Origin of the sequence: Marinomonas spartinae (assembly GCF_900089775.1) — a bacterium.
GTDB classification, from domain to species: Bacteria; Pseudomonadota; Gammaproteobacteria; order Pseudomonadales; family Marinomonadaceae; genus Marinomonas; species Marinomonas spartinae.
Genome location: NZ_FLOB01000002.1, coordinates 287,058 through 313,344, shown reverse-complemented (window position 1 = coordinate 313,344; position 26,287 = coordinate 287,058). Strand labels below are relative to the sequence as shown.

Here is a 26,287-nt window from a genome sequence, read left to right as displayed (position 1 = left end):
AAATAAACAAATTTATCAGCAACCACAACTATGGTTATTTTAACGTAATACCCTTCCAGAGACCTTCTTTACAACAGAAGATAGCCGCTCCAAAACAGGTGAGTTTAACTTAAACCAATGCCAATAAACTGGCACAGATAATTTTTTTTGTGGAAATAAAGACACCAGCCTACCATCCTCTACCGCTTGCTTTACTTGTATACTTGGAATTAAAGCACAGACTGTACCACCAAGAACCATAGAGACAAACCCATGAGAAGACGGATACCAATGGCTCGTATCAGAATCCAACGGCATTCCTAAGCACTCTTTCACATAACGCGCCCATAACTCATCATTCTCATCATAAATCAATGACGGCGCACGAGCTACCGACCTAACACTAATCTTACATCTATCACATCTAAGTACATTTTCTATAAACTCAGGAGAGGAAAACAGCTCATAGTCCATATAGCCCAATAAAACGGAACTGCCACCAGAAACAGGGGTACCAATTTGACTAATACAAGCCACCACCTCACCGCGCTGAAGCAACTCTCGCGTTTTCCCCTGATCCGCCGCTTTAATGTGTAAGCGCGTCTCATCCAATCGAGAAAAATCCGTCACAACATCACTAAACCACGTCGCCAACACATCATTGTTCACCGCAATAGACAAAGGCTGGCGAGTATTTTCACCTTTTAGACTACCAAACAGACCGTCTTCTAACATCGCCACTTTATTAGCATGGGACAGCAGTTGCTCCCCCAAAACCGTGAGTTCAATGGGTCTGGCTCGAATCAATAGTGGCCCTCCGCATTGTTCTTCCAAACGCTTCACTCTTTGGGAAACAGCCGATTGCGTTAGGTTTAAATGCTGAGCGGCCTTTTCAAAACTTTGAAAGCGTACAACTGAGCAAAAACAGGCAACAGAATAATAATCCAGCATAATATATTCTAATGTGATTAAAATTTTATTAATTTATTTTTATCGAAAAATCCATTTAAGATCAAGACAAACGTATCACAAAGCAAAATCTATATAGAGAAACAACATCATGGCATTCCTAAGTGGATTGATTACTGGCGGTGGTCTCATTGTCGCCGTGGGAGCACAAAATAGCTTTTTATTAGAGCAAGCCCTAAAGCGACACATGGCGTTCCCTATCGCTCTATTATTCATCCTAAGCGATGCATTAGCGATTGCCTTAGGTGCGTTTGGAATTGGCGCGTTAATACATCATCAGGCAGGTCTTCTGGAGCTATTTCGCTGGTTTGGGGTACTATTTTTACTTTGGTTTGCTTACCAAAAATGGCACAGCTCTTTTCAGGAAGAGCACCTTATTGTGCAGCACATTACATCGCGTCTATCCATATGGCCCCTGTTTTTAATGGCATTGGCCGTCACTTGGTTAAACCCACATTTCTATTTAGATACCATGGTCTTAATGGGCAGTTTGGCCAATCAGTTTCCAGACAGCACACTATTCTTTGTTATTGGGGGGATTAGCGCCTCCATTATATGGTTTTTATTACTGTCCATTCTCGGCCACCTGTGTGCAAACTGGCTAAGCTCCGTTCGTTTCTGGCGCTGGTTTAATCGAGCAAATGCCCTGCTCATCAGTATCATCGCCATAAAAATCGCTACACAATCATCGTTTTAGTCGCATCAATAAAGACACGATCAACGACAACTGTATGGCGCCTTGAAGAGCCGATGAGAAGCAAACCTTATAGCTTAATCTCTACCTCATGACTCTCTTCCAGTGACGAAATAGAGGAGTCGGCTTCGACCAACATTTCTGCCGTCACCACCGGACTGACTGCCAGAGCCACTTGAATTTGATCCCCTTGATCTTCGATGATCATTGGTGGTTGGTAATTGATACGATACAAGGCAACCAGAGCAACGGTTAAGTTCATCGCCGCAATAAACCAAAACAGTGCATCAATACGCACCAAATCCATCAAAGCGGATGCAAACAAGGGCCCACAAATCCCGCCAACCCCGTTAAGTAGAATCATCCCACTACTCGCAGAGAGAATTTGTTCAGGCCGTAGCTGGTCATTAATATGGGACGAGGCCAACGAATACATCGGGAAGGTAAAGGCACCAATAAAGAACATGCCAACCATCATGACAATTTCACTCTTCATTGACGCACCAAGCGGTACAACAAAGGCACCGATGGCCCCCACGATACCAACCCAAAGAATGGTCACTCGACGATCTTGGCGATCAGACAACTTACCAATTGGCCACTGTAAAAGCATACCACCGAGATAACTAGCCCCAATAAAGAGCGAGATTTTGCCAACATCCATGCCCATTCGCTGGGCATAGAGAGCCCCCAGTCCCAAGATCGCCCCTGAAGTGACACCTGCAATAGTGACACCCGTTACCCCCAAAGGAGCAGTTTTTATCAGGCCAAGAATATTGAGCTTTTCTGGTACAAGAATGGTGGGCGATGGGGTACGAACTAATAATAAAGGTACCAACGCAAGGGAAATTAATACAGAGGTTAAAATAAATAATCCATAACCACTTGGCGAGGAGACATTAAGTAAAAACTGCCCCAAGGTTTGACTGGCCCATATCTCGATAACGTAAATCGAAAACAAACGTCCACGAGTATTATTCGTCGCAATATCATTAAGCCAGCTTTCTGTCACAATGAACAAACCAGCATAACAAAGGCCCGTTCCCATACGCATCAGCATCCAGAACCATGGGTTCACTACGACAGATTGCATTAATATAGTAACAGAAGCTAAAGAAGCCACTGCAGCAAACACCCGAATATGACCGACGCTCTTAACCCAATTAGGTACCAACTGAGAACCAAGAATAAAACCTAAATAGTAGGCTGACATAATCAGACCCGTTGCCGTCGTATCAAACGATTCAATCGCGGCACGAATACCAATTAACGAGCTCTGTAAGGCACTCGCCATCGTGATAATAGCAATACCGAAAAGTAGACTCCAAATTGGAAAAAGGGTTTGCTTGATCATGCAGATTCCTTTGAATTAGCAATAATAAATATCGTAGTGGTCATAATTTCGGCAGACTATACCGACACGAACAGGCATTGCAATACCTAATATTTATCAATCATTGTAAGCACGTAAAATGCCAACTTTTTTTACTGCTTTTGATAGAAAAAAGGCCCATATAGTCGAACTATAAAGGCCTTTGCGAAAGTTTTTACAGGCATATGCTTATGTATAGAACAGTTTATTTACACAGGTCATACGTCATCACGACTAAAATGCTTACCGAGCAAAGCATGGTAGAAATTATGGTCGTTTAATAAACCAACACACTGCCCTGCATTTTCGAGCAAGAGAGGCTGCTTCGATTGATAGCAAATTTCCACTGCATCACGCATTTTAATGGTCTCTGGCACACGAACGATAACCCCTTCTTGAAGATCGTCAATAGCCATTCCTTCTTCCCATTGAGCGGTTGCGACACTGTCACCTTGAGCAGAGTGCACATCGACAAACTCACCTTCTTTCAACGTCATCCAAAGGTTTTCCGTTAAAGAATAACGGTTATCCTTTATGGGTAACTCTGCAATTGGCGTCATCAATGAATTACCACACAACACATGCAATGGGTTTGTATGCGCGACAAATCGCTCAACGTACTCAGTCGCCGGGTTAAGGACTATTTGTTCAGGAGTATTTTGTTGAACAATACGAGCCGATTCCATAATGGCTATTTTAGAGCCAATCTTCAAAGCCTCATCTAGATCATGACTCACAAAAATGATGGTTTTCTTCAAGCGCTTTTGCAACTCGATCAACTCATCCTGCAGCTGAGAGCGGATCAGTGGATCCAATGCGGAAAAAGGTTCATCCATTAACAACACATCAGTGTCCATCGCAAAGGCACGCGCTAGCCCTACCCGTTGACGCATCCCTCCAGACAGCTCATCTGGATATTTAGAAGCCCATTTATCAAGCCCCACCATTTTTAATTGCTCTTCCGCTTTCTCTAATCGTTTGGTTTTTGGCATACCCTGCATTTCTAAACCAAACGCCACGTTTTCTAATACCGTTAGCCAAGGCATCAAAGCAAAACTCTGAAAAACCATTGACACTCGATGAGTACGCATACGGCGCAAGGTTGCATCATCACAAGAAGCCATATCGACCATCTTGTCTCCATCGCGAACCATGCAACGACCACGGGCAACTTTATTGAGTCCATTCACCGCACGCAGCAAAGTCGACTTACCAGACCCTGATAAGCCCATCAAAACACAAATTTCGCCTTCATTTACTTCAATATTGGCATCTCGTACACCAACCACATCCCCAGTCATACCAATAATTTCATCGCGGCCATGGCCTTTATCCATGAGAGGTAGCGTCTTAGCGAGGTTTTTACCAAATACAATGTCTATATTTTCAATTTTCACAACAGCCATGATTATCCCTCACGAGTCATTGATGGTGTTTTACAAATACGATCCAACATGATCGCCACCAAAACGATGGATACACCCGCTTCAAAACCTTGCGAGATATTAATCGTATTCAATGCTTGAACCACAGGGCGTCCTAAACCATTAGCCCCCACTAACGCAGCAACCACAACCATAGATAGAGACAGCATAATACATTGGGTAACCCCCGCCATAATGCTTGGCATCGCAGCAGGCAACTCCACCTTGTACAGTAGTTTGGATTTTGTACAACCAAAAGCAAGCCCCGCTTCCAACAATTCATTCGGCACCTTGCTTACGCCTAAATAGGTCAAACGAATCGGCGCCGCAATGGCAAAAATAATCGTAGAAATCAAACCAGGCACATAGCCCAGTCCAAATAAAATCAAGGTAGGAATCAAATACACAAACGTCGGAATGGTTTGCATCAAATCTAAAATGGGCCGCAATATCATATACAGCCAAGGTCTATGGGCGGCAGCAATACCGATAGGTACGCCAATCAGCACACTAAATGCCGTCGCCGATATCACCATCACCAAAGTTTCAACCGTATCCTGCCAGTAACCTAAATTCATAATGAGCAACATGGAAGCGGCGATGAACACCATCAAACCAACATTCTTATGCAAAAACCAAACACCCACCACCACGATCGCAACGACAGCCAGCGGAGGAATCCACATTAAGGCATCAACCATAGATGTAATCATGGTTCCTAATACATTAGAAATCATGTCAAAAAAACTGGAGGCATTATTTACTAGCCAATTAACAAATGTTTCCATCCATGCGCCAAGAGGGATTTTATGTTCCGTTAGCCAATTCATAGTCTTCTCCCGAATTAATCTTTTTTATTGACGGTTCATTGCAAACCGTCAATACATACCTTTCACTAACAACCTTATGCATTAATTAAGATGCATAAAGAAACTAGTTCACACCAAGATATTTTTTCACAGCCACAAGACCGTTACCGCCAGACTTGGTTTTGACACCAGCCAACCAGCTAGTTAACACTTCGGGATTTGCTTTAAGCCATTTTTTAGCCGCTGCAGAGGGTTGTTGACCATCATTCATGATGTAACCCATGATTTGGTTTTCCATTGGTAATGAGAACTTAAGATTGGTGAGAAGCTTACCGACATTTGGACATTCTTGAAGGTAGCCTTTACGCACATTCGTATATACTTTCGCACCACCGTAGTTTGGACCAAAGTAATCATCCCCCCCTTTTAGGTAATTCATTTTGAACTCAGTATTCATTGGGTGCGGCTCCCAACCCAAGAAAACAATCCATTTATGGCGGCGGATATTTCGTTTCACCTGAGACAACATCCCCGCTTCACTGGATGAAACCAATTGGAATTTACCCAGTCCAAAGGCATTTTTCTTGATCATGTCGGAGATCAAACGATTACCATCATTACCCGGCTCAATGCCATAAATACGGCCATTAAATTCTTTACGGTATTTGGCAATGTCCGCGAAACTGTGCACACCACCATCATATGCAGCTCGACTCACAGCCAAGGTGTATTTCGCCCCCACAAGATTAGGACCAATCACTTGTACCGCGCCAGATTTTTCATAGGGCTTAATAATGGATTTCATGGTTGGCATCCAGTTACCTAGAAAAACATCAATATTTTTATTTTTTAATGACGAGAAAGTCACCGGAACAGATAAAAGATCGATTGTCGTTTTGTAACCTAAGCCATGAAGCACTTGAGTCGTTAATCCAGTTGTTGCAGAAATATCGGTCCAACCCACATTCGAAAAACGAACCGTCGAACAACTGTGACCTGCAGCCATCGTTAAGCCAGAAATACTGGCAATACCAACCACCAATGCGGTTTTAGCAGCCTTCTTTAACATAACTTATCCTCTTTTTTAAAACCCATCATGAAGCAATAAGCACCAATGCTTACCCTAGATTGCGGTGCAAGAAAATATCTTGCGACCTCCTTTCAAGACCAACTATTGGCCTGAAAACTTATTTAAAAACAAAGTCTAAATAAGCTTGAATCTGTTTCGCAGACCGCGCCTTATCAATACCGCCAGAAAGAGAACCCCGTAGCCACATACCATCAATCAAAGCGGCAACCGTCTGCGCAATGTTTCGCGCCTCATCAATATCAAAGTGATCTCGTAACACCACTACCAAAGACGTATTCAAGCGACGAGCGTATACATTCTGTAGTCGATACAATGACGGCGTATGCATGGCTGAAGCCCAAAACCCCATCCAAGCTTTAACGACTTCAGGGTTTGTTTGAGACTGGCTAAAACTGGCTCGAACGATGGCCATCACTTTTTCTTTGGCACTGGCATCATGTGCCTGCTGAATCCGCGTTCTCAAAATGTCAAAAAACTCACGAATCAAACTTTTCATGGTTTCTTCGAATAGACCATTTTTTCCACCAAAATAATGATTAATAATGGCAGGAGAAACACCAGCGTTTTTACCGATGATACTGACCGTTGCACCAGAAAAACCGTATTCGTTGATGGCTTCAATCGCCGCCTGAATAAGCTGAGGCTTACGAATTTTTTGCATTCCAACTTTTGGCATAATGCATCCTTTTTTATTAAACAATCGTTTAATGAAAAACATACTAGGCTGTTTTTATAACAAGGGTCAACCCTTGACAAATCTAAACATTAGCACACTAACAAACATAAGATATTGATTTTTATATAAAAAATACCGTTTAAAATTTTTTTACATCTTTTTTTGGCATATTTGGGACGCTTAAGGATAAAAAATAAGGAAATACAGCTTAAAAAAGCTTCTATCATGATTAAAATTTCAACAAAAATGCGACATAACGCATTGAAAAATTTACACAAAAAGTATTGACAAGCCAATATTGAATAGAGCTCAAATAATTTAACAAGGAAAAATCGTATGAAAAAAACACAATTTGATTTCGATACCCTCATAGATCGCACACAAACACAAAGTGATAAATGGGCAAAATACCCTGAGCATGTCATCCCAATGTGGGTCGCAGACATGGACTTTGACTCGCCAGAATGTATCAAAAGCGCATTAAATAAACGCATTGATCAAGGTGTTTTTGGCTATACCCACGCCTCTAAATCTCTAAACAGTGCCATCCTAAACCATCTAGAATGTCGATATCATTGGTCCATCTCTCCAACGGCTATTTTTCATCTACCAGGGCTGGTTTGTGCTCTGCATATGGCAGTTAGAGCTTTTTCTAATGAAAATGATGGCATCATCGTTCCAGGCCCAGTGTATTACCACCTGAACAGAGCCCCAAAACTCTCCCAACGTCAGCTAATAACAGTCGACATGACTATTCAGCAAGACCGCTGGATACCGGATTTCAATCAATTAGAAAAAGCCTGCGCGCAAGCTAATGCGAAAATGATTCTCCTATGTAACCCTCACAATCCAGGCGGAACTGTCTATACAAGAGAAGAATTAGCGCAAGTCCATGCGCTAGCAAAAAAATATGATTTACTGGTCGTCAGTGATGAAATCCACTGTGACCTGATTTTTGATGACTTACAGCACATCCCCTTTGCCAGTTTGAACGAGGATGCAGCAAATCGTACCATCACATTAATGGCCCCTAGCAAAACCTTCAACCTTGCAGGATTGGGCTACGCTTTTGCCGTTATAGAAAACGCAAAACTAAGGCAGACATTTAACAACGCTAAAAGTGGTTTAATACCCTACCCTAATATGCTTGGTTTGGTTGCCGCCTCGGCCGCTTATCAAGAAGGTCAACAATGGCACCAAGCATTGCTGAGCTACCTCACCAAGAACCGTAATTTTTTGCAACAGTGGCTGGAAAAAACGCCGTTTTCTATACAAAAACTTGAGGCAACCTACCTCGCTTGGATCGATGTTTCGGCCTTAGATATTGATAATCCTCATCATTTTTTTCTTGAGGCTGGTGTCGGCGTATCGGATGGTAAAGAATTTGGTAATTCGTCCTTTATTCGCTTAAACTTTGGTTGTCCTATGCGTCAACTTGAACAAGCCATTGAGCGCCTTGAAGTCGCCTTAAAAAAGAATAATATTTTATGATTTTATTCTTTGAAAACAGGCTGTTAGGCAAAAATTAACTCACCTAACAGAGGTCATTACGATGACGTCACCTGTAAGCAATTTTATCGATCATTATATTCAGCACGCTGCCTCAGCAATGCGCGATGATTTGCATGAAATCATTGATATAATGACTCTAATAGCACCAGATGCCGAGCTCTCTTTTGACCTCGGCATCCCTTATTTCCAACAAGAGTCAGACTGGCTCTTTGGGGTCGCTGCTCGCCAAGACCATCTATGCATCTATTTTTCAGATACCAGCTTGTTTTATTCCTTTGCCCAGCGTCTAAATCATGCCCAATTTGGCGAAAACTGCCTACGGTTTCACCGCCTCAATGAGATCAATGTCAATGTCTTTACTGAGCTACTCAGCCAAATCAAAGCCAGTGCGGTAAAACGCAATCGTGAGCGACAGGCGCATCATTTACATTGACCTGCTACCTATAAACTGACCCACTACAGCGTAATAGTGACCATCATCTTTTTCGAGGCTGATCAACCATAACGCAATTAAAGCGTGCCATTACGAAGTGGTGCGTTTAAGATAGAAACAACTGACAAGACAAGATAACGACAAAAGAAAGGTCCGCATAAAGGCGACACGCTTGATGATCGATTTTACCGTACGCATAGGTATTTTCTTGACGCTACTTAGCATATTGCTGGCTTGGCAATGGCAACGCCCGCGTAAACCACTACGCTGGGCACCACAACGCTGGCGCCACAACGCAGCCCTATTGCTAACCGATGCATTGTGCGTAAGACTCTTACAGCCACTGTTACTTTCTCTTGTTGCATTACTCAATAGCAATAATGGACTCCTACACAGTCTCAACCTTCCCTATTGGCTTATCTTTATTCTCAGTTTAGTGTTTCTAGACGCCCTTATTTATTGGCAGCACAGACTATTTCATCGTATTCCTTGGTTGTGGCGTATTCACAAAGTTCATCACAGCGATCCAGAACTGGATGTCAGCTCCGCCGTTCGTTTCCATCCAGTTGAAATTATCCTGTCGTTGATGATCAAAGCCTGTGCAGTTTGGCTATTAGGCGTGCCCCTCGCTGCCGTTTTAGTATTTGATATTTTGCTTAATGGTTTTGCCATGTTTAACCACACCAATATCCGATTACCCAACAGGTTTGAGCCTTGGGTACGCGCACTCATCGTCACACCAGACATGCACCGCATCCATCATTCGCGACTTCCACAAGAAGCCCATAGCAATTTTGGCTTTTGCTTAAGCATTTGGGACAGATGTTTCCACAGTAATACAACTCGCGCTCTGAACGGGGATGAACAACTAAGCATCGGCCTACCCAGCCCCTCTTATTCTCCCCCGCCTTCTTTTATCAGCCTTATTGTTATGCCCTTTGCTGCCTCTTCAGTCGCAACAGGCCATACCACATCCAACAACAAGCCCCCCATTAAACGGGATAAATAGTATAGGGAACACTATGAGTTATCACGCTATAAACCAAATCGAAATGCGTATTATTGGGTGTTTGATCGAAAAAGAAATCACCACACCAGACCAATACCCATTAAGCCTGAATGCCCTGATCAACGCATGCAATCAAAAATCCAACCGTGAGCCTGTCACCCAGTACAGCGAATTAGACGTGCAAGACGCTCTGGATGCATTGGTGGATCGCGGCCTAGTAACAGAAATATCTGGTTCCCATAGTCGTGTTAGCAAATATCAACACCGCTTTTGTAATACCGAATTTTCTGACTTACAACTGTCACCTGCTGAAACCGCGATTATCTGTCTATTGTTTGTACGTGGCGCACAAACCCCTGGGGAATTACGCTCACGCAGTGGCCGCTTATACGGCTTTCAAAGCCGTGACGAAGTGGAAAGCGCGCTTCAAAGCCTTCACGAAAAAACGGGCGGCCCTTATGTTGAGCAGCTGGCCAGGGAACCTGGAAAAAGAGAGTCACGTTATCGGGAATGCTTCTGCACTGAGCATAATGAACAAGACAAGGCAGTGACCGCCACCTTTGGTGAGCCTCACAGCCACCAGCAAAGTGACCAAGCCCCTTCACTTATCAAACGAATCACTGACCTGGAAGAACAAGTCCTAAGCCTATTGGAGCGAATTGAGCGCCTCGAAAATGCCAGTGGACTATAATAGCAATTAGCGTCAGACTAGCCATTTTTAATATAAACGACTCTGCTCACCAGACATTCACATTAAGGAGACACCCATGAACCAGATACGCTGGGGAATCATTGGAACAGGCAACATAGCCCGCCTATTTGCAAGCGACTTTTGCCATGCGAAATCCGGTGAACTGCGTGCTGTTGCCTCACGGGAAAAAACCTCAGCGGACAACTTTGCGGCAGAATTCGACATTGAATTAGCATTTGTCGATTACTACTCCTTGATCCACAGCAATGAAGTTGACGTGATCTACATCGCCACGCCACACATGTCGCACTTTGACCTGACTAAAGCCTGCATTATGGCAGGTAAGTCTGTTTTATGTGAAAAACCTTTCACCATCAACGAGGCACAATCTCAGGAGCTCTTTGAACTGGCTGCGGAAAAAGAAGTCTTTGTTATGGAAGCCATGTGGACACGCTTTAACCCCGTCATAGAGCAAGTGATTGAATGGGTCGAAGAAGGGGAAATTGGTACGCTTCATAGTGTTCAAGCCAATTTCAACTTTCTAGCACCAACCGATCCAGAGCATCGCTTAATGAACCTAGAAATGGGCGGCGGCGCTTTGCTTGACATTGGTATTTACCCTGTCTTCTTAGCACAATTGTTGTGTGGCAAACCCGACTTTATCCAAAACCAAGCCGTTATTGGTGAGACCAATGTGGATGTTTTTGAGCAGTTACTCTTAGGCTGGAACAGTGGACAACTGGCCTCCTTGGAAGCCTCATTAATCTCTTGCAACCCCAACCGAGCGGTCCTATCGGGAGCCAAAGGCTACATCGAGATTGATTCCCCTTGGTATATGGCAAAATCCTGTCGTTTGATCAATCACGAAGGACAAGAACGCGCGGTGGAGTTTGATTTTCCAGGACTTGGCTATCAATTCGAAGTGGATGAAGTTAACCGTTGCCTGATGGAAGAACTACTGGAAAGCCCAAACCATCGTTGGGAAGACACCCTAGAACTGATCGCTACCCTTGACGAAGTCCGTCAAGACATCGGTCTTCAATATCCAGGAGAACCGGATTTTTACGAAGAAGACTTGGAACATCACCATCATGAGCACCACCATCACAAGCACTGATAGAGCAAAATGCTGATATCTAACCTAAGCATCTGACCTAAACCTCCTGCTCTTTGGGAGGTTTAGGTCACCTTCTGCAAAACACACTCTCCCCCCTTCTCGTTATACCAATATTGATATATTCATTCCCTCAACTGGCATTTGAATCACCTCATAGAGAACTCTATCCTCAATACGTCAGAGAACTTAGTAAGTCACTAACTCTCTCATGGAAAATAATAAAAATAAGAGGAATTTCGTATGATCGATCGCTCAATACGTCAACATTTGTCATGGTTTGACACTCTCAAGCAACACCTCCTAACGACCGTACTCTGTGTCGCATTGCCTGTGTGTTCTGTCTCTGCCAGCGCAGAGAGCTTAACCATTGGCTTTTCGCAAATCGGCTCCGAAAGCGGCTGGCGTACATCAGAAACCGAATCCATCAAGGCCGAAGCGGAACGCCGTGGCTACAATCTAAAATTCTCCGACGCCCAACAAAAGCAAGAAAACCAAATCAAAGCGGTGCGCTCTTTTATTGCTCAAGGAGTTGATGGGATTTTGCTTGCCCCTGTCGTCGAAACCGGCTGGGATCAAGTGCTCAAAGAAGCAAAGCGAGCACATATCCCCGTAGTCTTAGTGGATCGTGGCGTGGATGCTAACCCAGACCTATACCTCACCAAAGTTGCTTCCGACTTTAGGGAAGAAGGCGCCCTTGCTGCTTCTTGGTTAGCTGCGAAAACCAACGGCAAATGCAATATCGTCGAATTGCAAGGCACAGTAGGTTCTTCTGCGGCCATTGATCGCAAAGCAGGCTTTGATGCGGTTATCAGCAATTTCCCAAATATGAAAATCATCCGTTCTCAATCTGGAGATTTCACACGCGCGGGTGGTAAAGAAGTTATGGAAAGCTTCCTGAAAGCGGAAAGCAATCCTAAAAAAGACATCTGTGCCCTGTTCTCCCATAACGATGACATGGCCTTAGGTGCCATTCTTGCCATGAAAGAAGCGGGAATCAAACCTAGCAAAGACATTCTTGTCGTCTCGATTGATGGTGTGCCAGATATTTTCAAAGCCATGATGGATGGTGAAAGTAACGCCACCATTGAGCTTAATCCACATTTAGGGGCGCCTGCCTTTGATGCCATTCTTGCCTATCGTGCAGGAAAAACAGTGCCTAAATGGATCAAAGCCAATGGCCCGCTGTACTTACCTGATACCGCCGCCGCAGAGTATAACAAACGCAAATAATGTGGCTTCCCCTTGGGCGTGCGTCACCTGTTTCTCATTAGGATGACGCGCGCTCACAGGCGTGAATGACGTATGAAGTAGGCCTAACAGGAGCGCTTACCCATGGCACCTCATAGCAATGTAAAAGACCACTCAAGAACGACAAGCGATCACCGCTCTGCCTTGTTAGAAATTCGTTCCCTCTCCAAATCCTTTACAGGTGTGCAGGCACTAAACGCCGTCTCCCTGCAAGTGAATAAAGGAGAAATTCATGCTTTGCTCGGCGAAAACGGCGCAGGGAAATCGACCCTTATCAAAGTCCTCACAGGCGTCCACCCAAGAGACGAGGGCGATATAAAGCTAGATGGCCGAGCCATCCACGCCCGTGATAGCGGCCATGCTCAGCAATTAGGCATAAGCACTGTCTATCAGGAAGTCAATTTAATCCCCAGTATGTCGGTCACTGAAAACCTAACCCTACAGCAACAGGAAAAATCCTTTGGCCTAATCAACTGGAAAAAAGCCGATGCACGCGCCAGAGCCCTATTGGCCAGAGTGGGACTGGAAAATATCGATCCATCCCGACAACTCGACCGCTACTCCATTGCCATACAACAACTTATCGCCATTGCCAGGGCCCTAAGCAATGAGGCAAAACTGCTGATTTTAGACGAACCGACCGCCAGCCTTGATGCCAGTGAAATCAAGCAGCTCTTTAGCTTGATGACTCAACTCAAAAACCAAGGCATGGGCATTATTTTTGTCACCCACTTTCTCGACCAAGTGTATGACATCACTGACGTTATCACGGTATTACGCAATGGCGAATGCGTGGGAACTTTTCCTACCGCCTCATTAAGCCGTTCCGACCTTGTCAGCCATATGGTTGGTAAATCGTTAGACGATCTTGCCACCTCCAGCGACCATCAAGCCACTGGAAAGCCTCAAAACACACTACTGACCATGCAATGTGTCGGAAAACAACGTTTTCTACATCCCCTTGATTTGACCATACATGCCGGTGAGATTGTCGGTGTGGCCGGCTTACTGGGCTCGGGACGAACCGAGTTATGCGAACTGGCCTATGGCTCGACAAAGCCAGATCAAGGTCTCATTACACTCCAACCAGAGTCATCAGCAAAGCCAACAGCTGAGCCCACCTCACTAATACAAAAGTCGCTGCGTCAGACGATTCAATCGGGAATGGGCTATTGCCCAGAAGATCGTAAATTAGACGGCATCGTGGCCGAGTTAAGCATACGTGAAAACATGATTCTGGCCTTACAAGCCAGCAAAGGCTGGTGGCGCTCCATTGCCATGTCTGAACAGAAAAAACTGGTTGACGATATGATCAAACGCCTAGCCATAAAAACCCCAGATATGGACAAACCCGTGGGCGAATTAAGTGGCGGTAATCAACAGAAAGTCATTCTCGCGCGTTGGCTGATTACCCATCCAAAACTGCTTATTCTAGACGAACCCACCCGAGGCATTGATATTGGCGCGCATCACGAAATTATCCAAATCATGCAAGAGCTTTGCGAACAAGGTATGGGCCTATTAGTGGCCTCATCCGAACTCGAAGAGTTAGTCATGTTTGCTCACCGTGTGGTGGTTATGAAAGATCATCACAAAGTCGCTGAGTTGCGCGGTAGCAATGTCTCAGAACAAGCTATCCTTCATACCATTGCGAGCTAAATGGACACGCTATGATAGACATTAGACCTCCCATAAAAGCCACCAATATGAAAAAACATCACGCATTACAACACCTATTAAAACGGCTGCAGAAGCAGCCTAAAACCCTTGCCCCCTTTGTCTCCCTGTTGCTGATTCTTAGCGTTACCGCTCTGATCACACCCGGCTTTTTAGAGATTAAATTTGTCAACGGTCATCTATATGGCAGCTTAATCGATATTCTCCATCGCGGCACCCCAACGGCCTTAGTGGCTCTGGGCATGGCAGTCGTTATTGGAACACGAGGCATCGATTTATCTGTCGGTGCCGTCATCGCTATTTCCGGTGCAGTCACCGCCGTACTCACGGTAAACACAGATTGGCCTGTCTGGATCGTCATTGCCTGCGCACTGGGCAGTGGCTTAGTCTGCGGACTCTGGAACGGCCTGTTGGTATCGATCTTTAATATTCAACCCATTGTTGCCACGCTTATTTTAATGGTGGCTGGGCGAGGCATTGCCCAAATGATTACCGAAGGGCAAATCGTTACCTTTCATTCAACGGCGCTTAATGCCATTGGTAATGAATTCTTTTTAGCCTTTCCCATTCGAGTGTGGATCGCCCTTGGTATGATCATACTGACCATAGTCGTGATGCGTAAAACCTCACTGGGGTTGTTTATTGAAGCCGTCGGGGCCAATGTTAGAGCCAGTCGATTAGTCGGCATTGAAGCACGCCTATTGGTACTATCTGCCTATATATTTTCCGGCTTTTGCGCCGCCTTAAGTGGCATTATCATCGCAGCCGATATTCGCGGAGCGGATGCTAATAATGCTGGCCTGTGGCTCGAACTGGATGCCATTCTTGCCGTCGTGCTCGCGGGGGCCTCCCTCGCGGGTGGACGCATCTACCTAGGGCTCACCATTATTGGCGTATTGATTATTCAAACCCTTACCACCGCGATTTTAACCAGCGGTTTACCTGTACAATACAATCTGGTTGTTAAAGCCACCATCATTCTGGCGGTGTTGCTTATTCAATCCCCCACCACAAGGCAATGGTTATCAAAACGCTTCCAATCTAAAAGACGGCAAAACCCTAAAAAAGGACAAAACAGTACATCATCTCAGAATCATGGGAGAGCAGATCAATGATCAACGAGCGTAATCTTCCTATTTTCGCCACACTCACCGTGTTTCTCTTACTTTATGGGTTTGGCATGTATGAATACAAAGGCTTTCGCGACACCCTTGTCTTCACCAATCTATTAACAGACAACGCTTTTTTAATCGTCACCGCAGTGGGAATGACGTTTGTCATTTTATCGGGTGGGATCGACCTTTCCGTCGGATCCATGATCGCCTTCATCGGTGTGTTAATGGCCTATCTGATCACTAGCTTGCACATTCATCCTATCCTTGCCATCGCCATCTCTCTGATTGTCGGCACCGCCTTTGGCGCCATCATGGGCATGATTATTTCTGTATTTGAGATTCAGCCCTTTATTGTCACCTTGGCGGGTATGTTTCTCTTTAGAGGGCTCGCCTATTTAATCAATTTAAATGCCGTCCCAATTAACCACCCTTTTATCACAGCCCTATCTGACATCTATGTTAGTGTGCCAGGGCGTGGCGGTTTAACCTTTATTGCCATGGCGATGTTGGTGCTCTTAGTTGTAGGGATTTTGATCGCTCGTCGCACACGCTTTGGCATGAACGTCTATGCCATTGGCGGCGACAAACAGTCGGCCGCCTTACTGGGGGTCCCCATCAAAAAAACCACCGTCAAAATCTATGCCTTAAGTGGTTTATACAGCGCTCTGGCTGGGGTGATTTTTGCCATCTACACTAGCTCCGCCTACCCTTTAGCCGCCGTAGGAGTGGAATTAGACGCCATTGCAGCGGTTGTCATCGGCGGCACATTGTTAACAGGCGGAGTCGGTTATGTCTTCGGCTCTTTTTTAGGAGCCATGATCCAAGGTGTGATTCAAACCCTTATTACCTTTGATGGCAGCCTCAATAGTTGGTGGACTAAGCTCGCCATTGGCGGCCTCTTGCTGTTTTTTATCTTGCTGCAAAAAGCCATTGTTTTCTGGGCTAAAAAACGCAGTCCTGCCACGTAACAACGGATCACACCTGATACATATTCACATATTATGTCGCAAGTAAGCGTTAGGATGGCAAATGCCCTGCCATCCTAACCAACTAACCAAAGATGTGCTGGCTCAATAACACACTCACTGGCAAGGTCACCACACAAAGTAACGTTTGTAAGGTGATAAACGCCGCCATGCGCTCACTGTCTCCACCTAGCTGCCGCGCCAAAGCATACCCAGAGGCCGCCGTTGGCACCACACCAAACAAGATCGCCACCAAGGCAGGCACACCGGTTATACCCAACCACCAACATGACAAAGCCACCAACCCGGTAAAGACCACAAAACGTGCCACAGCCGACCACACAAACGTCATGCCTACCGAACGAATCACCTCAAAACGCACACTGGCGCCCACCGCCAATAATACCATTGGCAACGCCGCCTTCGCTAAAATGGACACCGTATCCGAGACCAGCGGTATGGGCGTTAGCCCAGCCAAATTCAGCCCCGCTCCTAGCACGATAGAAACAATCAGAGGATTACGTATTAACGCATTAATCACCAATTGGGAAAGGGACGGCACAGCTTTTCCTCGTTGTAACGCCGTTGATTTACCATGCAGCAACACCATCGACACCACCACAAACACATTAATGGATGGAATCAACACAGACGCTCCGAGCACTGCCAGCGTTAAACCTTGCGCGCCATACAAACTGGACGCCAATGCCAGTGTCAAAAACGTATTAAAGCGTACCCCAGCTTGCAGCATAGATGAGGTGACAGGCGCTTTCACCTTAAGCATAAAAGCACAAGCAAAGACAAACACTGCCGTCCCAGCCATAGCCAACAATAAGATCAACCCATAACGAAATAGCAAAGGATTCGAAAAATCCATTGTCGAGGTGTTACTGAATAGCAGAGCAGGAAATAGCACCCAGTAAGCCAGCTTATCGACACCACTCCAAAAGCCGTCTGCTGGAAAACGCCAGCGCTGGCACAATGCGCCTATCATCAGCAATAAAAAAATCGGAACAATCGAAACAGACAACGACAACATGACACGTCCTTCTTATCATTAAGCAACCATTTTATCATCAAGAAATAATGCGTTAGCGTCTATTCAACCTTCAATAGCTGCCAATCTTGTGCTGCTAAAGCCTCAATAAACCAGCTTAATCCTCGGCCTGGGTCATCTTTGCGCCAAGCGATATAACTCATGTGATTCTGTCTTGGTAGTTCACACTCTCTGATAACCAGCCGTCCAGACATCACTTCATGATCGACAAAGTGCCTCGGCAAATATCCCACGCCCAACCCTAAACACAAGGCCTGAACTTTACTCATCATATTATCGACTCGAAGCACCTGGCGGCTTTCAAACAGGCCAGAATCCCGTTGTGGTAAAATCTTGGTTGAATCCGCCACCACAATCGACGGATGTTCACGCAGCTGAGCTGCAGTAATGGGGCCTTCTGTTAACGCTAGCGGATGAGTCGGTGCCACTGTAAAGACAAACTCAAGTTCGCCAATTGGGCGAGTATGAAAGCGCCCTTTGGGCAAATCCCCCGATGCTCCGACGACCAAATCCACCCTATCATCCTGCAAAGCATCCCAAGCCCCCGCAATGGCTTCTTCCGATAAACTGATCTGCACTGGACGGTTTTGCGCCAAAAACGCCCCCACTACCGTCAATAATGGCAACTCTGGCAACGCCGTATCACGAGCGATACGCAGCTTTGGCTCCCAGCCAGACTCTAACTGCTTAACCGAATCCTCCAAGCGCGCTGCGGCGTCTAATATCGTTCGCCCTTTATCAAGCACAAGCCGTCCAGCAGGGGTAAGCACCGCCCGTTGGCGAGAGCGATCAAACAAACTAACGCCTAAATCTTCTTCTAATTTTTTCATCGTATAGGTCAAGGCAGACGGCACTTTATACAATGCATCCGCAGCGGCAGCAAAACTGCCAAATTGCTCAATCGCCTCCAATACCCGTAATGCCTCTAACGTAACCGCATGAGCCATAAACACCCCCTTATCCATTGGCCTTCAATATTTTTGAAATACTACCTCAAAAGCTTCCGATTTTCTTTGCCTTTCTTAACGCCTACACTGCTTCTATACCTTAGGCGACGTGACTTAACACAAGCTCACAACAGGCATACATCCTGCTCGCCACAAACACACTATTAGGAGAAGCAGTATGATTACCATTAGAAAAGCAGAGGATCGTGGCACCGCAAACTTCGGTTGGTTAAACAGTCACCACACTTTTTCATTTGGCCATTACTATGACCCTAAACACATGGGATTCTCACATCTGCGTGTTATCAACGACGATACCGTCACCCCAAGCGCAGGCTTTGAAACCCATGGTCACAAAGACATGGAAATTATCAGCTACGTACTACAAGGCCGTATAGCTCACAAAGACAGTACTGGTAATATCAAAGAACTACCCGCTGGGGAATTCCAGCTGATGTCCGCTGGCAAAGGCATCTACCATAGCGAATTCAACGCCTCCGATTCGCAGACGCTAAAATTCCTACAAATTTGGATTCAACCAAACGAATTTGGTGGTACACCTGGTTATCAACAAAAGGATTTTGGTCAACAAGAAGGCCTAACCACCGTCATCACCCCTGATGGCCGCGACGGCACCTTAAGCATCAAGCAAAATGCCAGCCTTCATCAATTGATCTTATCGGCTGACAAAGCACAGGATCTAAATGTGGAAAACAAACGCAGTCTCTACATTCATCAAATTGAAGGCGAACTGACCCTACAAGATGGAACAGTACTCCATCCAGGCGACGGTGCAAAAATCACCGAAGAGGGCAAAGTGCAACTTCACAATACAGGACAAGACACTGTCAAAGCCCTAGTGTTTGACCTAGTTGAAGCGGCGCACTAACCTCCTTATATCGGATGACTTTGGCCAATCTGACAGAAATAAAAAAAGCCTAATTTATTATCAAATTAGGCTTTCTCTTTCTTTATCTGCTTGATTAAGCGCTAACCAAGCTTGCAACTGACTGACCACCGCCTGCGGCTGCTCCATGGGCGTCACATGCCCCGATTCCTCGATCACATGCAACTCGCCATCCGGCACCAGCAACAACATCGCCTCATGCAGCGAAACAGGGGTCCAACTGTCCTGACGACCACACATCAATAATACAGGGCACGCCACCTCACGTAACACACAAGTCGCATCGGGACGCTGTACCAATGCATTGACCTGAGCCGTAAAGGTTGCCAACGTTTGCCGCTCCATCATCGCTAATATAGACGAGACCAAAGGATCGTCCTTTAAGCGATCTGGATGAACCATCTCCGCTAGCAATTGGCGCCCCATTGCTGCCATTCCTTGCTCTTTAGCCAGTGCCAGCAAAGCGAGCAGAGAGGCTTTTTCCTGCTCCCCTTTGTGATCTTTCGGAAGCGCCTTATAGCCCGTATCCAACAAAACCAAATGACTCACGCGCTCCGGTGCTTGACGACAAACCTCTAACGCCACCAAGCCTCCCATAGAATGCCCCACCAGAACAAAACGCTCTGGGGACGATTGCAACACGGCCTCCGCCATGGCTTCTATGGAATCGGCATCCCCATAATCCACCACCGACACCTCATCACGAGGAAACGGAGACAACACTGACTGCCAAACAGCAGCATCACATAACAAACCAGGTAGGAATAGATACGACATCACGCCCTCCTTTTTATCAAGTTTTCATGATAAACACTGCCCTACTCATGTTTCACTTAACCATTCACCCCTGTCCATAAAAACAAAAGATCACACAAAACAAAAGGACAATCCGCTAAAAGGTCACTTACAATTTAAAAGACTCTTGATTCGCATCACAAGCACAACCACCCTAGAATCTTGTCGAGGTATAAAAGGCAGCATCACCTGATAAAGCGTCACCACTTAACAAAAGAGGCTTAAACTCAATGAGACAAACAGACTTTAAACCACTTGGCTGCACCCAATGCGCCAACGCTTGCGATCTTGAGTTTGACTTCACTATGGCGTTTCAGCCCATTATTAACACCAAGAACAAAAGCATCTACGCACAAGAAGCGCTCGTGCGGGGGCTCAACCAAGAAAGTGCTTATCAAGTCCTGCAAAACGTTAACCAAACCAACCTCTACCGTTTTGACCAGAGCTGTCGCGTAAAAGCCATCAAATTGGCTTCAGAACTGGGCATACAAACAACCGACAGCCGCTTAAGCATCAACTTTCTGCCCAACGCCATTTACAAGCCAGAACTGTGCCTGCGCACCACACTAAACGCCGCCGAGTTATACCAATTTCCGCAAGAAAAAATCATCTTTGAATTCACCGAAAACGAACAAATTATCGATAGCCAGCACTTAAAATCCATCATCGAATACTATAAAGACCAAGGCTTTCTCACCGCCACAGACGACTTTGGCGCTGGCTTCAATGGCCTCAATCAACTTGCTGACCTACAAACCGACATCATCAAAATTGACATCGCCTTGATCAGAAACATCGACCAAGACAAAACCCGACAAACCATCGTCAAAAACCTCATCAACCTATTTAACGATCTTAATATCACCATCATCGCTGAAGGCATCGAAAAACAAGCCGAATACCACACCCTAGAAGACATGGGAATCCACCTATTCCAAGGCTACTACTTTGCCAAACCCAGCTTCGAATCCCTTGCCGAAATCAACTGGGGATAAATCGACCTGACCTAAGCCGCATCTGCGACAGTAAAGTGTTGACGCTAATCTCCTTCGGAATGGAGTAATTTTTAATCCGCCTGTTCGGCGGTGAAGGCAATTGTTTGTCATAAATTTGGGGAGGGTACTTTCTAAGCCTCCTGTTATGACCGTTTAAAATCTGATTTATCATCATATCCATGGAATAAATAGCTTTTTAATAGATATAATCGGTTTTAATTTTTCTCAATCACATCTAAAAATTCTAAATTAATTCCTTCCATTAATCGGGGAATAGAAGCTTCAGCATCTTTGTACCACTTTTTACCACTGTGAGACATATTCGTATCTAATGTAAAATTAGCCAGAAGATAAAACTCTTCATTTAATAGTGTGGCATACACATACTTTTTTTGCATAACGTCTGATCCTCCTTCAATGTATCTAACCCATTTTATACCATTAACATTATTTTTTTCGAAATGGTTAATTTCAGGAAAACCAGATTCAAAGATACAAGATGCTATAAGATCTTCTCTCTCTTCCCTAGAGTATTTTGTTGCTCGCCTATCCAGCTCCTGATTCATATTATTAGCCAACTTCACATTATGCCCCTTAAAGTACTTACCTATCACAGGGGAATTATAATACTCATTATATTCTTTTAATATGATTAGTCCCAACTCATCAATATTAGATACTGGAGACATAGCCTTAGAAGCAGTAATATTGAGACGCAAATTACCTAATTCGCCTTGAAAAGGAACTGGTATAACAGGCCAATAAAACCAGTAGGCTTCATGTATTGGAATATATTTGGAATGCAATATTTGATTATAATTATTTTCAAACCAGTCAGAACTAGAAAGTGGATAGTTTACAAGTTTGGCTTTTTTTGGCTTTATTGGGTTACATATCGGCAAGTTCAAATCAACTTTAATCTTTTCATCTAAAGTATAAAACTCCTGAGAAAAATATTTGAAATTTACCCCACCACGATAGCCATATAGTAGCTTCTTAATAAGCATAGTCCTTTTACTTATTGGTATTTGCATTTAAAGGCTGTAAACTAACTCCCTGCATTAACCTAGGAATGGAATCCTCCGCATCTTTGTACCAATTTTTACCACTATGCGACATATTAGTTGATAAATAAAACTCAACAGACAAATAATATTCATCACCTAATAGACTAGCATATACATTTTTTTTCTTAAAATCGCTCGATTTTATTTCAACATATCTAATCCAATCAACCCCGTTAATCTCTAAGCAGTCAAATTCTTTGAGATAAGGATACCCTCTATTTTTCATATTAATTTCAATTTGCTCTTTTCTTTCCTCTTCGCTAAATGGTATAGCCCTACGTTCAGAGTGAGCATCTACCTTATTTATAATTTCTGCATTATGACCTAAGCCGTATTTCCCAATAATTGGTGAGTTATAGTAATCATTATATTCTTTTAATACCTCTTCACCTAGTTCAAGACAGTTATTTACCGATTTAGAAAGTTTAGATACACTAAAATTAATACGTAGATGACCGAGTTCGCCTCTCAAAGGAGTTGGAATAAGCGGCCAAAAAAACCAGTAAGCTTCGTATACAGGTATGTATTTAGAGTGACCTATTTGACTATAATTACTCTCAAACCATCCTGACTCAGTAAAGGGATAGTCTTTCCATTTAGACGAAGCTAACTTTTTAGGGTTATTTCTAGGCAGTTCTAAAATAAGATTAAATCCACTGTCCAAATAGAAGCTTTTCTGTTCTAAGCAGTTGAAATCTGGACCGCCTCGATAGCCAAAAAACAGCTGTCTTATAGACCTAATTAAAGTCTTATGTTTTTTCCGTATCATCTAAAAACTCTAGTTTAATCCCTTCCATTAAGCGGGGAATAGAAGCCTCAGCATCTTTGTACCACTTTTTACCACTGTGGGACATATTCGTATCTAATGTAAAATTAGCCAACAAGTAGAATCCTTTATTTAGCAAGGTGGCATAAAAATATTTCTTCTTCATACCTTCTGAACGTATTTCCTTGATTTTAACCCAATCTACATTGTTGTATGTTTTCTTTTCAAACTCATTAATTATAGGAAAGCCACCCTTGTTAATACGAAATTGCACTAACTCTTTTTTTTCTTCTTCATTAAGTGGTGTTGTTCGACAAGCCGAGAATTCTTCCACAGATTCAATTATTTCAGTGTTATATCCTAATAAATACTTCCCAATAATGGATGAATTATAATATTCATTGTACTTAGACAATATTGCGTCACCTAGTTCATCTACATTACTAACATCTTCAGTTATTTTTTCAACCATGAAATTAAGACGTAAATGACCTAGCTCCCCTCGAAATGGAGTAGGAACGATAGGATAGTAAAACCAATAATATTCACACACTGGTATATACCTAGCATGACCTATTTGGCTATAATTACTTTCAAACCAACCTGGCTCTGTGAAAGGGTAATCCATCCATTTTGAACTAAATGTTTTTGGTGGATTACATATAGGCAAATCTAAAATTAAGTTAAAACCACCGTCCAAATGAAAAGAGGTATGAGAGGAACGTTTTCGTTTAATACCTCCACGATATCCATGCAATATTTTCTTGAAAATCATATAAAAGGCCTTTTTATAAGATTAGAAAAGAGCACATTAAGTGTTCTTTTCTATATAATTTAATATATCTTGTGCTCTACGATGATTGCCCGCCATTCTTAACTGAGCATGATAAGACTCAAGACCTAAATAGGGTAAGGTATGGGGGCTAGTCAGTTCAGTTCCAAAAAAGGTTAAACCAAAAAACTTTAAACTGCGGACTAAACTACTTGGTGATAGGTTATTTGCTCCAGCGATATTTGGCACAAGGTCAAAAGGGTTACTTTTTGGTTGATTAACCTTCATTCCTAGTTGGTTAGCGGCTAACTTTAAACGAGGTACATAGGCACCAGGAGCATGTATAGCCACTTGTTGAGATGTTAATAAGACACTATAGCACTTTCGATACTCTTCTAAGGCTGCCGTAAAGATGATTGCCCCTTGACTATGAACAACCCATTTAACTTTTTTGCCCTGTTACTGATTTTGATAAAATATGGCGGCTAGATGTTGCGCATTCTGTGATTTCGTGCCTTGGCGCTTATCGAAAACGCATTCGACCACATCATAAAACATGCGATCAGTCGGATTATGAAATAATGTATAAGTATCAAAGTCATCATTCGGATAGGCTGCATCCAAATGTGCCCCCATTAACCATGTTGCTTTATTCAAATCATTTTGCATACCATTAACAGCAGCATGTTGATTAGATATTTGACTCTCTGCTTCTAAATCTTGACTCCACGCCCCTATTGACCGCTTAAGATCATCGTCATCCAGAGCACCATTAAAACGGCCACCTATTCGTTTAACATTGTAAAGCATATTACGTTCTAAACGGTGTCTCGACTTTGGACCAACAAGCGTTTGATCAAGATAGATATCATGAATAACTACTTGATCATTTTTCGTGATTTTAAAGTCAATTAGGTAATGATAAGAACGAAACTGATCTTTTGTACGATAGAAGCGCTTAAATGGCATTAAGCTGTGCTTAGTGGAGCTGCAACTATTGGGGTTATTACAGACAAAAGCGATTTCTTTGATCACTTTTTGCTGATCGAAATGGTTAAGGCTTGCTAGCATAGCAAGCGCTTGACGAGAAATAAAAATACGCGCACTCATCAGATCTGCAGGGTTATATGCCAAACCATACTGCTGTGCCATCTGCTGATCTAAGCCAATCTCGTCAAATGCCTCAACTTTCCCTGAGTGTTTCCAAGTCATAATATGATCCCTCTTCCATAGGCAGGCCAAAATCATACGGAACTTCGCAACGTTAATCTAGACCCGTTTTTCTAAGCCGCGTGCTCGGCGGTGAAGAAATGAGCCGCCGCATCGGTGCGGTGGTATTCTTTCTAAGCCGCCTGTTCGGCGGTGAAGGAAGCCTTGCATATGCCGCAAGTGAAATTTCATTTCTAAGCCGCCTGTTCGGCGGTGAAGGCAACATGAAATCCCCCACCGTGTCACCATTATTTCTAAGCCGCCTGTTCGGCGGTGAAGTTGACCTAATCTAAAAAATGGCGCGCTGTCTCTTTCTAAGCCGCCTGTTCGGCGGTGAAGCCAAGGCTTTGGCGCTGTTGGCGACCGACTATTTTCTAAGCCGCCTGTTCGGCGGTGAAGTTGCGCCAGATCTAAACTTGCGCACAAACGCATTTTCTAAGCCGCCTGTTCGGCGGTGAAGGGCAACAGCAAGGTGGATTCAATCAGCCACAATTTCTAAGCCGCCTGTTCGGCGGTGAAGAACCATTGCAAGAAACGACCATACCCGCTCGCTTTCTAAGCCGCCTGTTCGGCGGTGAAGATCATTTCACGATTACGCCTAACATCCTCCTCTTTCTAAGCCGCCTGTTCGGCGGTGAAGGCTTTGAAGATGGGGCAAGGTGGAACACTGCTTTTCTAAGCCGCCTGTTCGGCGGTGAAGAAGAAGGTGATTATCTTGAGTCCATCAACAAATTTCTAAGCCGCCTGTTCGGCAGTGAAGTTCATCAGTTCTAACACATGGTTTTGAATGCTTTTCTAAGCCGCCTGTTCGGCGGTGAAGAGATGCAAGGGGTGATTAATCCTAATAGCCTATTTCTAAGCCGCCTGTTCGGCGGTGAAGCTTTTGTCTGTATTTGCTGGGGAGCGGAGCAATTTCTAAGCCGCCTGTTCGGCGGTGAAGAATGAGTAAACCTGAAGAAGTAATGAGCTTCTTTTTCTAAGCCGCCTGTTCG

The 26,287-nt window shown here is 44.2% G+C and carries 25 protein-coding genes and 2 CRISPR repeat arrays (1 of these 27 running past the window's edge); of the genes, 12 read left to right on the top strand and 13 right to left on the bottom strand.

Translation table 11 applies throughout. The annotated features are described in order from the left end of the window. Positions 1-39 precede the first annotated feature (39 nt). Entirely contained in the window at positions 40-930 is an 891-nt protein-coding gene (locus MSP8886_RS05505) for an ArgP/LysG family DNA-binding transcriptional regulator (protein ID WP_067013560.1), read from the bottom strand. A 109-nt stretch (positions 931-1,039) separates the two neighbouring features. Here MSP8886_RS05505 and MSP8886_RS05500 point away from each other — a divergent pair, with 109 nt between their 5' ends. Then, positions 1,040-1,645 carry a LysE/ArgO family amino acid transporter gene (locus MSP8886_RS05500; protein ID WP_067013558.1) on the top strand — a complete coding sequence of 202 codons (606 nt, stop codon included), beginning with the start codon at positions 1,040-1,042 and terminating at the stop codon, positions 1,643-1,645. Between the two features lie 67 nt (positions 1,646-1,712). Here MSP8886_RS05500 and MSP8886_RS05495 read toward each other — a convergent pair whose 3' ends face one another. The 5 genes from MSP8886_RS05495 to betI form a co-directional block, all read right to left on the bottom strand. Next, positions 1,713-2,996 carry an MFS transporter gene (locus MSP8886_RS05495; protein ID WP_067013556.1) on the bottom strand — a complete coding sequence of 428 codons (1,284 nt, stop codon included), beginning with the start codon at positions 2,994-2,996 and terminating at the stop codon, positions 1,713-1,715. A gap of 236 nt (positions 2,997-3,232) precedes the next feature. Further along, positions 3,233-4,420: a choline ABC transporter ATP-binding protein gene (choV, locus tag MSP8886_RS05490; protein ID WP_067013554.1), complete on the bottom strand. Its 1,188-nt coding sequence runs from the start codon at positions 4,418-4,420 to the stop codon at positions 3,233-3,235. A 2-nt stretch (positions 4,421-4,422) separates the two neighbouring features. After that, on the bottom strand, positions 4,423-5,268 hold the full coding sequence (gene choW / locus MSP8886_RS05485; RefSeq protein ID WP_067013552.1) for a choline ABC transporter permease subunit: 846 nt from the start codon (positions 5,266-5,268) through the stop codon (positions 4,423-4,425). Between the two features lie 103 nt (positions 5,269-5,371). Then, positions 5,372-6,316 carry a choline ABC transporter substrate-binding protein gene (locus tag MSP8886_RS05480; protein WP_067013550.1) on the bottom strand — a complete coding sequence of 315 codons (945 nt, stop codon included), beginning with the start codon at positions 6,314-6,316 and terminating at the stop codon, positions 5,372-5,374. Between the two features lie 118 nt (positions 6,317-6,434). Next, complete coding sequence (gene betI, locus MSP8886_RS05475) at positions 6,435-7,013, bottom strand: transcriptional regulator BetI (RefSeq protein WP_067013548.1); 579 nt, start codon at positions 7,011-7,013, stop codon at positions 6,435-6,437. 336 nt (positions 7,014-7,349) lie between these two features. Here betI and MSP8886_RS05470 point away from each other — a divergent pair, with 336 nt between their 5' ends. From MSP8886_RS05470 to yjfF, 9 genes are all read left to right on the top strand, one after another. Next, on the top strand, positions 7,350-8,504 hold the full coding sequence (locus tag MSP8886_RS05470; protein ID WP_067013546.1) for a MalY/PatB family protein: 1,155 nt from the start codon (positions 7,350-7,352) through the stop codon (positions 8,502-8,504). A 61-nt stretch (positions 8,505-8,565) separates the two neighbouring features. Then, positions 8,566-8,958 (top strand): DUF1801 domain-containing protein, encoded by a 393-nt coding sequence (locus MSP8886_RS05465; protein ID WP_067013544.1) that lies wholly within the window; start codon positions 8,566-8,568, stop codon positions 8,956-8,958. 175 nt (positions 8,959-9,133) lie between these two features. Next, positions 9,134-9,967, top strand: a complete 834-nt coding sequence (locus MSP8886_RS05460) for a sterol desaturase family protein (protein WP_067013542.1) — start codon at positions 9,134-9,136, stop codon at positions 9,965-9,967. A 13-nt stretch (positions 9,968-9,980) separates the two neighbouring features. After that, positions 9,981-10,658 (top strand): YceH family protein, encoded by a 678-nt coding sequence (locus tag MSP8886_RS05455; RefSeq protein ID WP_067013540.1) that lies wholly within the window; start codon positions 9,981-9,983, stop codon positions 10,656-10,658. Positions 10,659-10,734: 76 nt separating this feature from the next. After that, positions 10,735-11,775 (top strand): Gfo/Idh/MocA family protein, encoded by a 1,041-nt coding sequence (locus MSP8886_RS05450; protein ID WP_067013538.1) that lies wholly within the window; start codon positions 10,735-10,737, stop codon positions 11,773-11,775. 240 nt (positions 11,776-12,015) lie between these two features. Further along, positions 12,016-13,005 (top strand): ABC transporter substrate-binding protein, encoded by a 990-nt coding sequence (locus tag MSP8886_RS05445; RefSeq protein WP_067013536.1) that lies wholly within the window; start codon positions 12,016-12,018, stop codon positions 13,003-13,005. 102 nt (positions 13,006-13,107) lie between these two features. Next, positions 13,108-14,682, top strand: a complete 1,575-nt coding sequence (locus tag MSP8886_RS05440; RefSeq protein ID WP_067013534.1) for a sugar ABC transporter ATP-binding protein — start codon at positions 13,108-13,110, stop codon at positions 14,680-14,682. A gap of 11 nt (positions 14,683-14,693) precedes the next feature. Beyond that, a complete protein-coding gene (locus MSP8886_RS05435; protein WP_245659035.1) occupies positions 14,694-15,815 on the top strand; it encodes an ABC transporter permease in 1,122 nt (373 codons plus the stop codon). Then, positions 15,812-16,783 carry a galactofuranose ABC transporter, permease protein YjfF gene (gene yjfF / locus MSP8886_RS05430; protein ID WP_083200835.1) on the top strand — a complete coding sequence of 324 codons (972 nt, stop codon included), beginning with the start codon at positions 15,812-15,814 and terminating at the stop codon, positions 16,781-16,783. The genes MSP8886_RS05435 and yjfF overlap by 4 nt, the downstream gene beginning before the upstream one ends. An 82-nt stretch (positions 16,784-16,865) precedes the next feature. Here yjfF and MSP8886_RS05425 read toward each other — a convergent pair whose 3' ends face one another. Both MSP8886_RS05425 and MSP8886_RS05420 read right to left on the bottom strand, forming a co-directional pair. Next, positions 16,866-17,819, bottom strand: a complete 954-nt coding sequence (locus MSP8886_RS05425) for an AEC family transporter (RefSeq protein ID WP_067013532.1) — start codon at positions 17,817-17,819, stop codon at positions 16,866-16,868. A gap of 59 nt (positions 17,820-17,878) precedes the next feature. Then, positions 17,879-18,784, bottom strand: coding sequence for a LysR substrate-binding domain-containing protein (locus MSP8886_RS05420; protein WP_067013530.1), 906 nt, complete (start codon positions 18,782-18,784; stop codon positions 17,879-17,881). Positions 18,785-18,962: 178 nt separating this feature from the next. Here MSP8886_RS05420 and MSP8886_RS05415 point away from each other — a divergent pair, with 178 nt between their 5' ends. After that, complete coding sequence (locus tag MSP8886_RS05415; RefSeq protein WP_067013528.1) at positions 18,963-19,673, top strand: pirin family protein; 711 nt, start codon at positions 18,963-18,965, stop codon at positions 19,671-19,673. Positions 19,674-19,733: 60 nt separating this feature from the next. Here MSP8886_RS05415 and MSP8886_RS05410 read toward each other — a convergent pair whose 3' ends face one another. After that, on the bottom strand, positions 19,734-20,468 hold the full coding sequence (locus MSP8886_RS05410; RefSeq protein ID WP_067013526.1) for an alpha/beta fold hydrolase: 735 nt from the start codon (positions 20,466-20,468) through the stop codon (positions 19,734-19,736). Positions 20,469-20,716: 248 nt separating this feature from the next. Between MSP8886_RS05410 and MSP8886_RS05405 the strand changes: the two genes are divergently transcribed. After that, positions 20,717-21,481, top strand: a complete 765-nt coding sequence (locus MSP8886_RS05405; protein WP_067013524.1) for an EAL domain-containing protein — start codon at positions 20,717-20,719, stop codon at positions 21,479-21,481. Positions 21,482-21,696: 215 nt separating this feature from the next. Here MSP8886_RS05405 and MSP8886_RS05400 read toward each other — a convergent pair whose 3' ends face one another. From MSP8886_RS05400 to MSP8886_RS22445, 4 genes are all read right to left on the bottom strand, one after another. Then, positions 21,697-22,488: a hypothetical protein gene (locus MSP8886_RS05400; RefSeq protein ID WP_067014469.1), complete on the bottom strand. Its 792-nt coding sequence runs from the start codon at positions 22,486-22,488 to the stop codon at positions 21,697-21,699. Positions 22,489-22,495: 7 nt separating this feature from the next. Further along, entirely contained in the window at positions 22,496-23,317 is an 822-nt protein-coding gene (locus MSP8886_RS05395) for a hypothetical protein (RefSeq protein ID WP_083200833.1), read from the bottom strand. Next, complete coding sequence (locus tag MSP8886_RS05390) at positions 23,298-24,089, bottom strand: hypothetical protein (protein ID WP_067013522.1); 792 nt, start codon at positions 24,087-24,089, stop codon at positions 23,298-23,300. The genes MSP8886_RS05395 and MSP8886_RS05390 overlap by 20 nt, the downstream gene beginning before the upstream one ends. Before the next feature lie 456 nt (positions 24,090-24,545). After that, positions 24,546-25,298, bottom strand: coding sequence for a hypothetical protein (locus MSP8886_RS22445; RefSeq protein ID WP_217491327.1), 753 nt, complete (start codon positions 25,296-25,298; stop codon positions 24,546-24,548). A 68-nt stretch (positions 25,299-25,366) separates the two neighbouring features. Continuing rightward, positions 25,367-25,995: direct repeats of the CRISPR family, unit length 28 nt. Positions 25,996-26,086: 91 nt separating this feature from the next. Beyond that, positions 26,087-26,287: direct repeats of the CRISPR family, unit length 28 nt; it runs 2,050 nt beyond the window's last position.